Source organism: Acidithiobacillus sp. HP-2, from assembly GCF_015100155.1.
GTDB lineage: Bacteria > Pseudomonadota > Gammaproteobacteria > Acidithiobacillales > Acidithiobacillaceae > Acidithiobacillus.
The window spans coordinates 81,405-95,518 of the sequence record NZ_JACKZA010000010.1 but is presented as its reverse complement, the minus strand read 5'-3'; the positions used below and the strand labels follow the sequence as shown (position 1 = coordinate 95,518).

Below are 14,114 nucleotides of genomic sequence, written 5' to 3'. Positions count from 1 at the left end.
GTCGAATGGGTAATTGGGCAATTGCAATTCCATTCCTGCCAATTTTATCGGCAGTCATTATTTTTGTCTTTGCGCATTCTGCCCGCAAGGTGGCGGCGCGAATCAGCGTAATCATTACCTTGCTGACTTTTATATTGGCGCTCATTGAGCTGACCAGTTATGCCCTGGGCGGCTTTTCGCGCGTGGAGGTTATCGGCACCCTCTGGGGGAGTGTATGGCTTGATCCTCTAACCCTCATCATGTGGAGTTTTGTGAGTGGAATCAGCCTGCTGGTCCATATGTATTCTGTGCGCTACATGGTCGAAGAGGCTAATTACACCCGCTTTTTTGCGCTTCTTGACTTGATGACAGCGACTATTTTATTCATGGTTTCTGCGGCTGATCTGATTACCTTGCTGGTCGCCTGGTTTCTGGTGGGGGTGGTACTTTATTTTTTGTTGGGCCACGATACCAACCGTCCTGCAGCAGGACGTTATGCGTTCTGGACGCAAATTACTTACCGGGCCGGAGATGTGCCACTCTGGTTGGCCGCTTTTGTACTGATCAGAAGTTACCACTCTATTTCCCTTCCGGTGATTTTTTCCCGGCTGCAAATGTATCCGCATCTGGACGCTTTCTGGGGTTTATCGGTTCCGGAGCTGGTGGGTTTTCTCCTGGCTTTCGCCGCTTTTGCGCGCTCTGCCCAGTTTCTGCTTCATGGCTGGTTACCCTACACCATGGATGGTCCGACCCCAGTGTCTGCACTTATGCATGCAGGCATAGTCAACGCAGGCGGATTTTTGTTTAACCGGTTTTTTCCGGTATTCGAACACGCCAGTATTGTTTTGCATTTTGTATTTATCGTAGGCCTGATTACCGCTGTAGTGGGATCAGCCATGATGTTGATTCAAAATGATGTGAAACGCTCACTGGGCTATTCGACCATGGGGCAGATGGGTTTTATGGTCATGGAATGCGGGGTTGGGGCTTTTGCTCTGGCCATTTTCCATCTGATCGCCCACGGATTTTTCAAGGCATCCCTGTTTTTGGGAGCAGGAAATATCATTGGCGAGGCCCGGGAACATGATGGCGTCCCTGCGGACCCAGTGTACACCTCGATTGTCGAGCGGCGTCCGGCCAAGCCTTCACGGCTGCCCTGGCTGGCGGCGGCAGCCTTGACCATTATCGTACCAGTAGTCGTGCTCAGTGTGTCCCACTTATTTGTTTCATCGCGACTTCTGCACGAACAAGGGGTCATTATCCTGCTCTTTTTCGGCTGGGTGACCGGAGCCCAGGCCTTGTTTGCCACCCATAAAATGACCCATACCAACCCCTGGCGTTTGATGGGTGGTATTCTCGGATCATTTGTTCTGGTGGTCATTGGTTATACCCTGATCAGCCATTACTTCGGACACTTTTTATATCCGCACGACGAGGAATATCAGATATATGGTGCCGCCAGTATCAACAGCGTCTACTTTGACGTGTTGGTGATCATCCTTGCGCTGCTCTTTGTCGGTGCCTGGGCTTTGACCTTTTTTGCGGATTCCAGCGGTTGGTGGGATCGCGCAGATCAGGGCCGCTGGCGTGGTGTTTATCTGGCCCTGTATGCCTTGTTGTCCAGAGAGCTGTATGTCAATGACCTGTATGCCCGCATGACTCAGATTTTGTTGAGTGGGGCGCGGCGTCTCAACGTTATGTTACGGTGGTGCTGAGATGGATATCATCATCTGGATTATCGCAGGTGCTTTGCTTCCCTGGTTCCCGTTCAGCTGGATTTTTAACCGTTTACTGGTCAGTGCACCGGGTGCCTGGGCGCGCGCTCTGACGGTTATTGTCCTGCCACAACTGGGTCTGCTGTTGCTTCTGAAATCAGGGGCCTGGTATCTGCTCGGCCAGGAAATGCCCACAGCCTTGCGGGCGTTGGCATTATTTACGGCGATTTTGTACGCCTATCGCGCTGCAGGAACCCGTGATATGCAGATTTGGGCGCGTTTTATGGCTACTTCCGGCTTGTCCCTGACCTGGCTTCTGGTCGGGGTCCTGCCGCAACACTGGGAGATGCAACTTTTTGTGCTCGCCTGGTCCATCCCTGCCGCGCTGATGCTGATATGGGCGGGCGTTTTGACGAAAAAAACCGGAGGTTCTTATCTGGGCCTGAGCGGCGGTTTTGCCCGGGTTTTGCCCCGTCTTTCCGTACTGATCTCGCTGACTGCACTTGCCGCCACCGCCACACCCATCTTTCCCAATTTTTTCGCCTTATTACAGGCTATGGAAAGTTTGCCAATCATCTGGATGCCTTTGTTATTGCTGGTCCTGCTCCTTTGGGGGTGGACCGTAGGGCGGCTTTTGCAGGATTTACTTTTCGGTATATACCATGGCGATGCGGTGCATGACTTGAGTGTGGCTGGCACCTGGTTGGGTGGACTGACTTTGGGGGTGTTTGCTTTGGTCGGAATCTTCTGGGGGGGTATATGGATCATCAACTGACTTTGGGGGATCGTCTGAAAGTACGGACGATGATTTATGTGGCCAGCGAGCCCATTCCCCGGTTTTGGCCAATGCGCACCTTCATTCACCATAACCCTCTGTTCGGGCTGGAACACCTTCCTTTTGAAGAGGCGGTGGAAGAAGCGGGCCGATTATTTCACGGACGCGGATATCTTTCCCGCAGTGAATATCAGGAATATTGGCAGGCCGGGAAAGTGGATGAAAATGCACTGCGCAAATATCTCCATGTTTTTCTCGAAAAACACGCCGAGACTCTGCCCGGAATTTCCATGGAGCATTGGCTCTGGTCCTTGCTGACGCGTTGCCAGAACGAGCAGATGGTCCCGAGGACGGATTGGCTCGATGGACGAATTCTGCATGCAGTTCTCCATGGACAAGCGCCAGATCAAGACGACGAAACCCAAAAATACCGCCTGCAAGATATTCTCAGCCATAAAATAGCCCTGGACGGGCCAGTTTATGCCAATGTCGATCGTCTGTTCGGGACAGACATTGGCAGTACCCTGGATGATCTGCTGGTAAAAAGCTGTCTGGACTTTTTTGATGAAGGTCAGTCAGCCTGGCAGTCGCCGGGACGCAAGCAGGGATTTTTTGCTGCATGGAAAGAAGTGGCTCAGCATAATGTGCGCTTTTTCCTGCGTGGATTGCATTTGCGCAATCTTCTGGACTCAGAAGCGACGCCTGAAGGCGTAGTGGCGCATATTCTCCGGGATCTGAAAGTTCCCGAAGCATCCTGGCAAAAATATATTACCCGGCAATTGACGCGTTTGCATGGTTGGGCGGGTTTCATCCGCTACCGGAGTACAGCCAAACATTATTACTGGGCAGAGCAGTATCCGGCGGATCTGACGGATTTTCTGGCCGTACGCATGGTTCTGGGTATGGCGTTACTTCAGGAGGCAGTCAGGCACCATGCCTGTCCGGCCAATGCCGAAGAAATTCAGGATTTCGTGCATGCGGATCCTTTTTCTGCCTATTTGCGTCTGGAGTTGTACACGGGTTCCATTTTGCCCGCCTGGGCACAACAGGTAGAAGATGTACTGGCACGGCGCAAACGTTCCGGTTTTGACAAGATGGCGCAGCAGTACATTGCTGCCAAGTCCCGTTGGGAAGCGGAACGTCAGATTAAGAATCTGCAGCGACTGGCTAAAGTCATGGGTGCAGAAGCGGAAGCGCAACTGTTGGCGATGACGCCGGATCAGCTCGACAGGTTTTTGGAGATTATGCGGGCCTGGGAAAAGCAGGAGGGCTTTACCTGGTTGCGGTCCATGGAGTCTCACTACATCAAGGATCTGGTCAACCGGATCCATATTCCGCAGGCGTCTGCAGCAGCCGAGGAGAAACGGCCTTTTGCCCAGGCGTTGCTGTGTATTGACGTGCGTTCGGAACCCATGCGCCGGCATCTGGAAGCGATTGGTGATTATCAGACTTTTGGAATTGGTGGGTTTTTTGGGGTGCCGATCAGCTTCCTGGAGTATGGTCGTGGCACTGAAGTGCATCTTTGTCCGGCGATTCAGACCCCCAAAAATCTGGTGCTGGAAATTCCCGCCGAACTGGAACTGGAAGAAGAACCGCTTTATGGTGCCCTGGAGCATGTGCTTCATGAACTGAAGAGTTCGGTGTTGTCCCCATTTGTGGCAGTAGAAGCTGTGGGTCTCATTTTCAGTCTGGGCCTGATTGGCAAGACTGTCGCGCCGCTGACCTATCATCATCTCCATCATAAACTGCATGCTGAAAAGCCGGTAACGCGACTGCTCTTGGACAAGCTCAGTCCGGATCAGGCGGATTCCATTTTGCGGGCTGTGCAGCGGGCGATGATTGTCCGGGCGTTGATCAAGGAATGGAATGTTCCGCGCGATCAGGTGACGGACGACGATGTCAAAGAGCTGCGCGAAATTGCCCTGGAACATATCTCTGGACCCAGTGCCCTGGCCCAACGCCGCGATTTGTCTGCCCAGCAGGAATCTGAGTTCATCCAGAAATTGCGGGACATATACCGGGTCGAACGCCATGAAACCAGTTTGCAGATGGAGCGACTGGGCCGTATTGGTTTCAGTCTGGATGAGCAGGTCCGCTACATTTCTCAGGCCCTGCTGCTGATTGGCATGAATCGTAATTTTTCGCGCTTTGTGCTGTTGGTTGGGCATCAAAGTGAAACCGAAAACAATCCCTACGAATCGGCTCTGGATTGTGGGGCCTGTGGAGGTGGCAAGGGGCTACCCAATGCCCGGGTATTTGCGGCGATGGCCAATAAACCCGAGGTGCGTCGGCGTTTGCGCGATAAGGGAATCATCATCCCTGACGATACCTGGTTTATGCCGGCCGTGCATAATACCACTTCAGATGTGGTGGAGCTGTATGATGTGGACTTGTTGCCAGCAAGACATCTGCTCTATCTGGAGCGTTTGCAGAATGGCTTGTCAGCAGCTACCCGTCGTTCTGCCGCAGAACGCATGCCACTGCTCGGAGGAAATGCCAGGCTGGCCCAGGACCCCTACGCAGCGGCGGCCATGGCTCAGCGCCAAACCCACGACTGGTCGCAGGTCCGTCCGGAGTGGGGCTTGACCCGCAATGCCTATGCTATTGTCGGTCGGCGGGAATTGACCGAGGGCCTGAATCTTGAAAGCCGGGCTTTTCTCCATTCCTACGATTACCGCCTGGATCCCAAGGGTCGTCTTCTGGAAACCATTCTTTCCAGTCCCATGGTGGTGGGCGAATGGATTAATCTGGAACATTATTTTTCCGTTGTGGACACGGAGCACTATGGTAGTGGCAGTAAGGTATATCACAACGTGGCGGGGCGCTTTGCAGTGATGACCGGCAACCAGAGTGATTTGCGTACAGGGCTGCCTACCCAGACCGTCCTCAAGGATGGCAAGCCTTACCATGAGCCGGTGCGCTTGATTGTGCTGGTTGAAGCGCCGGTCGCTTTTGCCCAGAGATCCGTGGGTAACCTGGTTAAAATCAAGGCGCTGCTGGGTGGGGGGTGGGTCCGGGTCATCATCATGGATCCGGAAGATGATTATCGCGCCTATGTCCTCGAAGATGGTGCCTTTCACTTGCAAGAACGAACCGAAACCCCTGACAGACAGACCCTCCTGGAGGAAATCGCATGAACACACTGAATTTGAGCCCTTTGAAAAAGCTGGAAATCATCATGGAGGGCGCGCACAAGGATTTTGCCACGGATCTTCTCGACAGGGCCGGGGTGAAAGGTTATACCATTGTCGGTAATTTGTCTGGAAAAGGCAGTCACGGTATTTATGAAGGACACGTCATGTTCAATGAAGATGATGTGCTGATCATGATTATAGTGGCTGTTCCCGAAGAGTTGGTGTCTCCTATTCTGGAAGGCTTCGCGCCATTTTTTGAGAAACATACCGGTGTTGTGTTTGTTACGGATATCCAGGTCAGTCGGCTGGTGAAATTCAAGAATTAATATCAAGAGGTGATACGGTGAACAGTGATTCAAAAGAACAGTACCTGATTGAGAAAGAGCCGTATTACAAGGAAGTCCACGATGAAATTTCCTTGTATGAAGCGGCTTACGCAGCTCGTCTGCCGATGATGGTCAAGGGCCCGACAGGCTGCGGAAAGTCCCGTTTTGTTGAATATATGGCGTGGCGTCTGAAACGGCCTCTGATTACTGTGGCTTGCAACGAGGACATGACGGCTTCAGACCTGGTAGGGCGGTTTCTGCTGGACAAGGATGGTACCAAATGGCAGGACGGTCCTCTGACCACCGCTGCGCGTATAGGGGCCATCTGTTATCTGGATGAAATTGTCGAGGCTCGTCAGGATACGACGGTGGTGATTCATCCTCTTACGGATCATCGGCGCACACTTCCCCTGGATAAGAAGGGTGAGCTGATTCAGGCCCATCCTGATTTTCAGCTGGTGATTTCCTTTAACCCCGGCTACCAGTCTTCCATGAAAGATCTGAAACAATCCACCAAGCAGCGTTTTGGGGCTTTGGATTTTTCCTATCCGCAACGGACGATTGAAGTGGAAATTGTGGCTCATGAGTCGGGTGTTTCGGAAGATATGGCGGAAAAGCTGGTTTCCATTGCCGAACGTTCGCGCAACCTCAAGGGTCACGGTCTGGATGAAGGCTTGTCCACACGTATGCTCATTTATGCCGGTGCGTTGATACAGAAAGGTGTGGCACCCATTGCGGCCTGCAGCATGGCCCTGGTGCGCCCGATTACGGATGATCCGGATATGCGTGATGCCCTGGATGCGGCCGTCGGTACTTTTTTCTAACCTGAAACGGCGCGGTCCAAAGTTGCTGCAAAGCCTCCAGGTCCGCGACCATATTGAGGATTAAGGTCTTTTTACCTTGATTCGGGCTGGCTTCAACCCTGGTTTCAGTGCTGACGCAACCACTCCATGCTTTTGATCAGCATTCGATGGATGGAAAGTCCCTTATTGTAGGCGTGTACCTCATGCAGGGGTATCCAAAGCAAGGCATGGGACTCACTGTTTCCATCCAGGGGGATACGATCATCTATTTCCACCAGAAATCGAATATCCAGATGCTGATGGGCTGGCTCGCTGCCATGCCGGCGAGTCCGGTGAATATCCACATCAAAGATGCTTGATTGCAGCAAGCGGATATCTGTCTCTGCAACCCCGGTTTCTTCGCCGCACTCCTTGAGCGCCACGGCGAGGACATTTTCATCACCATCCGCATGTCCTCCCGGCTGAAACCATTGCTCCAGTTTCCGGTGGAGCATAAACAGCGTAGCGGTACGGGCAGGGTTGAGAATCCAGGTGGAAGCGGTAATGTGCAGGCCGCTTCCTTCCCGAAAAAAGCAATCCGGATCGCTTTGCAAAAGAACGCAACCCCGACGGGCATAAGCCAGCTCTTCCATATAGTGACTGCGATACTGGCAGAGCTGGGTTTGCAGGGTTTGCCGATTCATCTGCATCAAGTCCAGGAAGGGTTTTCCACGGCGTGGATGGCGGCGGCTGCGGCTTCATCCACGTCCGCTTCCTTTCCGGCAATGGTCAGGCGTCCGTAGGCACCCACGGCACGTACATCGACCAGCGTGATATTGGCAGCTTTTTCCGCCTGATTGGCGGCATATATGACGTAACCGGCCGGATCAGTTTCCAGAATGAACATGCTCTGCTCCGGAAGAATCATGGAGCCGCGCCGCCCCTGGCGGTTTATGAGTACGGTGTGATCCGGCATCATTCCACGGATGATTTCTTTCCAGGTGATTTTGCAGGCGGTACGATCCTGCTGACTGGCACCCATGCGCTGCAAAACCACTCGACCAGCCTCCCGTACATCACTCTGGTCACGATGATGAACGACCATCGCTCCAAATTCGCGTTCAATGACCTGCTGGGAAAGATGCACGCGGGTAGCTTTCAGGGCAATGTCCGTGAGACGGTGAATTGCCATGGCAGGGGAAACTTCAATCCACAAGGCCGCATCGCCGGGCACAGGAAGAAAGCCCTGGGAGACCGAGGCCATATATGCAGCGAGTTGCGGTTGTAGGGAGTCTATGTAGACGTAAGTGCGAAGTTGAATCATGAGCCATGGTTCGAATATAGTCGATCAATTATAGCGGGATTTACCGCTACGCTCCAGTCCATTTCATGTTGATCAGATGAGGTTGATAGTATTGGGAAAGCATCGCCTGCGGCGCTGGGCTCTGGATATTGTGCTGATGCTGTTGGTCGTGGCCGGAGTGTATGTATGGACACAATGGCGCGGCGCAAGTGATGTTGCTACTCCTGCCACATTACCGGTTCTGACCCTGCAAAAGCCGGATGGGCAGTGGGTACAGTATCATCCCGGAGCAAATCAGGTGACCCTGATCAATTTCTGGTCTGCGGATTGCCCTCCCTGTATTGCCGAAATTCCCGCCCTCAACTGGCTCCAGCAATGGTTTGGGGGTGCTGGATTTACGGTGCTGGGTGTAGCTGTTGCCGGAAATACGCCGCAGGCCATCGTGGCGGCGCGCTCCCGTTTTGCTATTGATTATCCCCTTTATGCGGATAAAAACGGAGCGGCCGCCCAGATTCTGGGCGGCGTTATCCTGACTCCCACCTCCTTGCTGATCAACCACAAGGGGCAGATTGTAGGCCGTTATGTAGGGGCTATTTCCCTGCCCGTTGTCGTCTGGCGATTACTTTGGATGTCCCGTCATTAGCGATGTATGGCTATTTCCCTGTGGGTGCGTTGCCGGATAGAGGGGTGCTAGGGCTTTCGCCTCCGCTGCTAAAGGCTGCTGCAGCGGACAAGCCGGCCGCCGGCAATATTGGGCATACAAACGCTCCCAATCCCGACGTGTTTCAGCAGGTTTGGCGCAGGCGAGGGCCAGCATCCCAAAACCATCATCGTCCCAGCCGCAATCACTCAGCACGGCTTCCGGCCAGCGTTGCATGTAGGCGTCGCGCATCAGGTTTTTACCTAATTCTGCCAAATCCTCAGCAATACCCCGGGCAAGAGCGCGCTCTTTCCATTCGTCCCATTCAAATAACGTTTCCTGTGTGGCAACCATAGAACACTCTCCCGTTGTGCAATTTCATGAGTGCACCCTTATTGGATGGGGTGCTTTTGGGCTACGACTCTTTAGGTTTAGTTCAGCTTGGGAGTGCTGTCAATAATTATATTCATATGCTTATATGCTAAAATTACGCTTCTCGCTGCTTTTCTGTCCTTGTGCTAGGTTAAGCGGTTATTATCCTGAAGACGTCAGCGGGCCTGCAGGTTTTTTGCTCCAACGTCCCTTGCCTGTTGTTCTAAGGCTCATCCTGCTGTCAGGAGAGAACTCGCCCTTTGGGCTCAGACAGCTCTCCTGACGGGCGCAGGATTTCGCCAAGAACAACAACGGCGCGGGCCAAAGTCGCGGCAAAGCCTGCAGGCCCACTGCCGTCTTCGGGATTACAGTGGCATCTCGCAACGGAGTGGTACACATGATTCGAAGTATGACGGGGTTTGCCCGCAGTGAAAGGCATGGAGACTGGGGCACGCTGGTCTGGGAATTGCGTACCGTCAATCACCGTTACCTGGATATCAGTTTACGGTTGCCGGAAGGTTTTTCCGTGTATGAAACGGCGATCCGGGCACGCTTGCAAAAATCCCTGCAGCGCGGAAGGGTTGATGTCTGGCTGCGCTTTCAGGCTGTTGAAGGTGGAGGGTTGCGCCTCAACCGTGATCTGGCGGTAGAATTACAGACCATTTACAGCGAATTGCTGCAGTGCTGGAATCTGCGCGAGACGGCTTTGAATCCGCTGGACGCCTTGCGTTGGCCCGGTCTGGTGCAAAGCACCGGCACGGACAGTGCTGTTCTGGAAGAAGAAGTTTTGTCCTTGCTGGATGGTACCATTGAAGAATTACAGGCCACCCGGGAGCGTGAGGGGGCAGCACTGGCGCAGATACTGTTGAGCCGGGTGGATGCCATTGGCGAACAGACCTGCGCGCTGCGGGCGCATCTTCCGGAACTGGAAGAGGCGGTGCGGAATCGTCTGCAGACCCGTCTTGCTGACCTGTCCGTGCAGGTCGATCCGCAGCGCTGGGAGCAGGAAATTCTGTTTTATCTTCAGCGTCAGGATACGGCAGAAGAGCTGGATCGGCTGGATACGCATCTGCAGGAATTGAGACGGATACTGACCCGCCGCGAAGCAGTTGGACGGCGTCTGGATTTTTTAATGCAGGAGCTGAACCGGGAAGCCAACACCCTGGCCTCCAAGGCTGCAGACAGTCAGGTGACTTTTGCATCTGTGGAACTGAAGGTGTTGATCGAACAGATGCGCGAGCAGGTGCAGAATGTGGAGTAGAAAATCATGACGAACAGCGCAGAACGCGGTATCCTGTGGATTATTTCGGCGCCTAGCGGGGCGGGGAAAACCAGCTTGTCGCGAGCGCTGGTGGAGGTGACTTCGCAGTTTCGCGCTTCGGTTTCCTACACCACGCGTCCGGCACGACCCGGAGAGGTGGATGGAACAGACTACCATTTCGTGGAAATGGCGCAATTCAGCGAAATGGCGGAGCGGGGCGAGTTTCTGGAATACGCCCGGGTGCATGGTAATGGTTATGGCACCAGTGAGCCCTGGGTCAAAAGCCAGCTGTTCGCCGGCATGGATGTGTTGCTGGAGATAGACTGGCAGGGCGCGCGTCAGGTCCGTGAACGTTTACCCGGACAGGCGGTCAGCATTTTTATTCTGCCGCCTTCACTGGACACGCTGGAAACCCGTTTGCGGGGGCGCGCCCAGGATTCGGATGAAGTCATTGCGCGGCGCGTGGAGGCAGCGCGTGAAGAGTTGCTGCATTATGACGAATTTGATTATCTGGTGGTGAATGACCAGTTTGAAACGGCGCTGGCAGATTTACGCAGCATTGTCCATGCGGAACATCTGCGTCTGGGCAGCCAACAGCATGCCCAGCATCAGCGTCTGAAACATCTTTTGGGTATTATTCATTAACTCTGGAATAAGGTAAGTAGAAATGGCGAGAGTAACTGTTGAGGATTGTCTGGAAAATGTCACCAATCGTTTTGAACTGACCCTGGTGGCGGCGCGTCGTGCCCGGCAGCTGGCTTCTGGAGCTATAGCCGGAGTGGAAGCGGGACGGGACAAGAATACCGTAGTGGCCCTTCGCGAAGTGGCGGCAGGCTTGGTAACCCGTTCCATTCTGGATGAGCAGATGCCGCCCCCCATGCCCAATTTTCCGGGCGCAGCGGGTCGCGATTTAGCGGGAGCAGAGGATGCCTCGGGCGTCTGAATCGGCGGAAGCGGTTTCCGTCCCGGTATTGCCTTTGGCATCCGGGGTTGGTGAAGTATTGCGGCTACCACCGGTTAAGCCGGCACTGGATGATCCCTGTGCGCCTTTGCGGGCGTTATTGCAGCAGTACATGACTCCAGAAGAAGTGGCTCGGGTCCGGGAAGCCTATGAACTGGCACTGGCAGCGCATGGCGAGCAAACCCGTCGCAGTGGTGAGCCCTATATTCATCACCCGGTAGCGGTGGCCTGTATCCTGGCGGAATTGCAGCTGGATATATTTACCGTGCAGGCGGCCTTGCTGCATGATGTCATTGAAGATTGTGGCATCAGCAAGGAAGGTCTCGGCGAGCGTTTTGGCCCGGAAGTCGCGGAAATGGTCGATGGGGTCAGCAAGCTCGGTCAGGTCCGTTTCGAAACCCGGGAAGAAGCCCAGGCCGAAAACTTCCGCAAAATGTTTCTGGCCATGTCCCGGGATATTCGGGTAGTGCTGATCAAGCTGGCCGATCGTCTGCACAACATGCGGACGATGGGAGTCATGACCCCGGAAAAAAGACGGCGCATTTCCCGTGAAACCCTCGATATTTATGCCCCGATTGCCCAGCGTCTGGGTATTCATGCCATTCGTATTGAGCTCGAAGAACTGGCCTTTTCCCATCTTTACCCCAAGCGCTGGCATACGCTCAACGAAGCCGTCAAGGCGGCTCGTGGCCATCGCAAGGAAGCCGTCCAGAAAATCGAACAAGCTTTGCTGGACCGTCTGCATCAGGAGGGTTTTGAGGCTCAGGTCAGCGGCCGTGAGAAGCATGTTTACAGCATTTACAGCAAGATGCAAAAAAAAGGGATGGCTTTTAGTTCCATTCTGGATTTGCACGCCTTTCGGGTGATTGTGACGGATGTGGACACCTGCTATCGCGTGTTGGGCATCATTCACAGCTTATATCGACCGATTCCCGGGCGCTTCAAGGACTATATTGCAATTCCCAAGTCCAACGGCTATCAGTCTCTACACACGGTGTTGCTGGGGCCTTTCGGGCACCCTGTAGAAGTCCAGATTCGTACGGAAGATATGCACCGGGTGGCGGAAGCCGGTGTGGCGGCCCACTGGCTTTACAAAACCGGGATGAATCATGCTCATGCCGAAACCCAGGCCCGGGCCTGGCTGCAGCGTTTGCTGGAGTTGCAGACCCAGGGCGGCGACTCTCAGGAGTTCCTCGAAAGTGTCAAGCTCGATCTTTTCCCTGATGAGGTGTATGTATTTACGCCCAAAGGAAAAATTCTCAGCCTGCCGCGTGGCGCCACGGCTGTTGATTTTGCCTATGCCGTACATACGGATATCGGGAATCAGGCAGTGGCAGCCCGTGTCAATGATATGTATGTGCCCCTGCGCAGTCCTCTGAACAATGGCGACAAGGTGGATATTGTCACTGCCACTTCGGCGCATCCGCAGCCTGGCTGGCTGGACGTGGTGGTTACTGCCAAGGCCCGAAGCAGTGTCAGGGCTTATCTCAAAACCATTCAACGCGAAGATGCGGAAGCACTTGGCCGCAATCTGCTGGAGAAAGCGCTGCAGAGCCTGGGTGGAAATTATCAACAGTTGGCTGCGGCGGATTGGCAGCGCGTTCTGGGCACTTTCAATGTTCAGGAGGAAGGCCAGTTGCTGGCGGCCATTGGGATGGGTGAAGTGTTTCCGCTGGTCGTGGCCCATAAATTGTTGCCGGAAGAAGATGACCGGGGACGTCTGGCGCAAACCGCGCGGCGTCTGGGGCAGGCGGTAAGTCAACTGCTGCCCAGCCGCCTGAATCGCGAGGTGGCGGTGAAAAAACCGCTACTGATTCGCGGCACTGAAGGTTTGCCGGTGACACTGGCGCGTTGCTGCCGGCCGATCCCGGGCGATCCGATTTTGGGCTTTATCAGCGCAGGCAAAGGGGTGGTGGTGCATACCCACGATTGTCATAACATTCGCGAATGGCGCAAGCGTCGTGACCGTTGGGTGGATGTGCAGTGGGACCCCGATGCCCATGGCGATTTCCCGGTGACTATCCGGGTAGTGGCAGAAAGTGCCCGGGGCGTTCTGGCCCGCATTGCCACCCTCATTTCCGATGAAGATTCCAACATTGATCATGTGGATATTGAGCCCCAGGATGGACTCTATACCGGAATCACCTTTACCATATTAGCCCATGACCGGGATCATCTGGCGAAAATCATGCGCAGTTTGCGGAGTTTGCCCATGGTGTCACGGGTACAGCGGGTCAAGAACTAATCCAAGGAGAAAACATGCCGACACCAGTACACAGTGATGCAGCACCCCAGGCTATTGGCGCATACAGTCAGGCGATGACCCATGACGGCCTGCTCTACCTGTCGGGACAAATACCGCTGGACCCTGGCACCGGACAGATGGTGGAAGGGGATTTTTCACTGCAGATACGACGGGTGCTGGACAATCTCAAGGCGGTTTGTGCGGCTGCTGGCACAGATTTGCAACAGGCCATCAAATTGCAGGTTTTTCTGACGGATCTCAGCAATTTTGCAGCAGTTAACCAGGCTTTGGAGGCGGAGTTTGCGCAGCCCTATCCAGCCCGTGCGGTGGTACAGGTTGCGGCACTGCCCCGGGGTGCCCAGGTGGAAATTGACGGTATTGTCGCCTTGGGCAAATCGGACTGATATGGAGCGCGCCGAACTTCTGGCCCAGCCGATGCGGGTTTTGCTGCAGGAACATCCGGTGCTGGTATCGTTGCTGGAAGAGCGGGGTATTCATTGTGGTGAATGTTTTATTGCTGATCGCGAAACCCTGGCCGGGGTGGCGCGGATGCATGCGGTAGATCTTAACGAAATCCTGAACGAATGGGCCCATCGCGAGGCTCTGCCGCACAGCGACTGA

15 protein-coding genes are annotated in these 14,114 nt (G+C 54.3%); 12 read left to right on the top strand and 3 right to left on the bottom strand.

Annotated elements, in window-relative coordinates:
- The first annotated feature begins 5 nt into the window (after positions 1-5).
- From H7F11_RS09615 to H7F11_RS09595, 5 genes are read left to right on the top strand one after another with little or no spacing between them, the layout of a single operon-like run.
- Positions 6-1,694, top strand: a complete 1,689-nt coding sequence (locus H7F11_RS09615) for an NADH-quinone oxidoreductase subunit L (protein WP_010637891.1) — start codon at positions 6-8, stop codon at positions 1,692-1,694.
- A 1-nt stretch (position 1,695) separates the two neighbouring features.
- Positions 1,696-2,469 (top strand): hypothetical protein, encoded by a 774-nt coding sequence (locus H7F11_RS09610; protein ID WP_193651031.1) that lies wholly within the window; start codon positions 1,696-1,698, stop codon positions 2,467-2,469.
- Positions 2,454-5,606: a DUF2309 domain-containing protein gene (locus H7F11_RS09605; protein WP_193651032.1), complete on the top strand. Its 3,153-nt coding sequence runs from the start codon at positions 2,454-2,456 to the stop codon at positions 5,604-5,606. The genes H7F11_RS09610 and H7F11_RS09605 overlap by 16 nt, the downstream gene beginning before the upstream one ends.
- Positions 5,603-5,929 carry a P-II family nitrogen regulator gene (locus H7F11_RS09600; protein WP_010637896.1) on the top strand — a complete coding sequence of 109 codons (327 nt, stop codon included), beginning with the start codon at positions 5,603-5,605 and terminating at the stop codon, positions 5,927-5,929. Before H7F11_RS09605 ends, H7F11_RS09600 begins: the two co-directional genes overlap by 4 nt.
- A 17-nt stretch (positions 5,930-5,946) precedes the next feature.
- Positions 5,947-6,753 (top strand): CbbQ/NirQ/NorQ/GpvN family protein, encoded by an 807-nt coding sequence (locus tag H7F11_RS09595; RefSeq protein ID WP_193651033.1) that lies wholly within the window; start codon positions 5,947-5,949, stop codon positions 6,751-6,753.
- 104 nt (positions 6,754-6,857) lie between these two features.
- Here the strand turns inward: H7F11_RS09595 and H7F11_RS09590 are convergent, their stop codons facing one another.
- Positions 6,858-7,415, bottom strand: coding sequence for an NUDIX hydrolase (locus H7F11_RS09590; protein ID WP_227485393.1), 558 nt, complete (start codon positions 7,413-7,415; stop codon positions 6,858-6,860).
- 5 nt (positions 7,416-7,420) lie between these two features.
- Complete coding sequence (locus H7F11_RS09585) at positions 7,421-8,035, bottom strand: BMC domain-containing protein (protein WP_024893627.1); 615 nt, start codon at positions 8,033-8,035, stop codon at positions 7,421-7,423.
- 76 nt (positions 8,036-8,111) lie between these two features.
- Between H7F11_RS09585 and H7F11_RS09580 the strand changes: the two genes are divergently transcribed.
- The gene (locus H7F11_RS09580; protein WP_227485392.1) at positions 8,112-8,657 is read left to right on the top strand and encodes a TlpA disulfide reductase family protein; all 546 of its coding nucleotides are present in this window, start codon (positions 8,112-8,114) and stop codon (positions 8,655-8,657) included.
- On the opposite strand, the gene H7F11_RS09575 is transcribed toward H7F11_RS09580, so the two are convergent.
- Positions 8,634-9,008: a hypothetical protein gene (locus H7F11_RS09575; RefSeq protein WP_193651034.1), complete on the bottom strand. Its 375-nt coding sequence runs from the start codon at positions 9,006-9,008 to the stop codon at positions 8,634-8,636. The two genes, H7F11_RS09580 and H7F11_RS09575, sit on opposite strands and share 24 nt — an antisense overlap.
- Before the next feature lie 415 nt (positions 9,009-9,423).
- Between H7F11_RS09575 and H7F11_RS09570 the strand changes: the two genes are divergently transcribed.
- Genes H7F11_RS09570 through H7F11_RS09545 form a run of 6 tightly spaced genes read left to right on the top strand, consistent with a single transcriptional unit; the run spans position 9,424 to position 14,114 of the window.
- A complete protein-coding gene (locus H7F11_RS09570; protein WP_193651035.1) occupies positions 9,424-10,287 on the top strand; it encodes a YicC/YloC family endoribonuclease in 864 nt (287 codons plus the stop codon).
- Positions 10,288-10,293: 6 nt separating this feature from the next.
- The gene (gene gmk, locus H7F11_RS09565; protein ID WP_193651036.1) at positions 10,294-10,932 is read left to right on the top strand and encodes a guanylate kinase; all 639 of its coding nucleotides are present in this window, start codon (positions 10,294-10,296) and stop codon (positions 10,930-10,932) included.
- A 22-nt stretch (positions 10,933-10,954) separates the two neighbouring features.
- Positions 10,955-11,230 carry a DNA-directed RNA polymerase subunit omega gene (gene rpoZ, locus H7F11_RS09560; protein ID WP_193651037.1) on the top strand — a complete coding sequence of 92 codons (276 nt, stop codon included), beginning with the start codon at positions 10,955-10,957 and terminating at the stop codon, positions 11,228-11,230.
- On the top strand, positions 11,214-13,493 hold the full coding sequence (locus H7F11_RS09555; protein WP_193651038.1) for a RelA/SpoT family protein: 2,280 nt from the start codon (positions 11,214-11,216) through the stop codon (positions 13,491-13,493). Before rpoZ ends, H7F11_RS09555 begins: the two co-directional genes overlap by 17 nt.
- A 14-nt stretch (positions 13,494-13,507) precedes the next feature.
- Entirely contained in the window at positions 13,508-13,897 is a 390-nt protein-coding gene (locus H7F11_RS09550) for a Rid family detoxifying hydrolase (protein ID WP_193651039.1), read from the top strand.
- Position 13,898: 1 nt separating this feature from the next.
- The gene (locus tag H7F11_RS09545; RefSeq protein WP_193651040.1) at positions 13,899-14,114 is read left to right on the top strand and encodes a DUF1858 domain-containing protein; all 216 of its coding nucleotides are present in this window, start codon (positions 13,899-13,901) and stop codon (positions 14,112-14,114) included.

Excerpts from the sequence above, each read along its gene's own strand:
- H7F11_RS09615 (WP_010637891.1), top strand. The coding sequence starts at position 6 with ATGGGTAATTGGGCAATTGCAATTCCATTCCTGCCAATTTTATCGGCA.
- H7F11_RS09610 (WP_193651031.1), top strand. The coding sequence starts at position 1,696 with ATGGATATCATCATCTGGATTATCGCAGGTGCTTTGCTTCCCTGGTTC.
- H7F11_RS09605 (WP_193651032.1), top strand. The coding sequence starts at position 2,454 with ATGGATCATCAACTGACTTTGGGGGATCGTCTGAAAGTACGGACGATG.
- H7F11_RS09600 (WP_010637896.1), top strand. The coding sequence starts at position 5,603 with ATGAACACACTGAATTTGAGCCCTTTGAAAAAGCTGGAAATCATCATG.
- H7F11_RS09590 (WP_227485393.1), bottom strand. The coding sequence starts at position 7,415 with ATGAATCGGCAAACCCTGCAAACCCAGCTCTGCCAGTATCGCAGTCAC.
- H7F11_RS09585 (WP_024893627.1), bottom strand. The coding sequence starts at position 8,035 with ATGATTCAACTTCGCACTTACGTCTACATAGACTCCCTACAACCGCAA.
- H7F11_RS09580 (WP_227485392.1), top strand. The coding sequence starts at position 8,112 with ATGAGGTTGATAGTATTGGGAAAGCATCGCCTGCGGCGCTGGGCTCTG.
- H7F11_RS09575 (WP_193651034.1), bottom strand. The coding sequence starts at position 9,008 with ATGGTTGCCACACAGGAAACGTTATTTGAATGGGACGAATGGAAAGAG.
- H7F11_RS09570 (WP_193651035.1), top strand. The coding sequence starts at position 9,424 with ATGATTCGAAGTATGACGGGGTTTGCCCGCAGTGAAAGGCATGGAGAC.
- gmk (WP_193651036.1), top strand. The coding sequence starts at position 10,294 with ATGACGAACAGCGCAGAACGCGGTATCCTGTGGATTATTTCGGCGCCT.
- rpoZ (WP_193651037.1), top strand. The coding sequence starts at position 10,955 with ATGGCGAGAGTAACTGTTGAGGATTGTCTGGAAAATGTCACCAATCGT.
- H7F11_RS09555 (WP_193651038.1), top strand. The coding sequence starts at position 11,214 with ATGCCTCGGGCGTCTGAATCGGCGGAAGCGGTTTCCGTCCCGGTATTG.
- H7F11_RS09550 (WP_193651039.1), top strand. The coding sequence starts at position 13,508 with ATGCCGACACCAGTACACAGTGATGCAGCACCCCAGGCTATTGGCGCA.
- H7F11_RS09545 (WP_193651040.1), top strand. The coding sequence starts at position 13,899 with ATGGAGCGCGCCGAACTTCTGGCCCAGCCGATGCGGGTTTTGCTGCAG.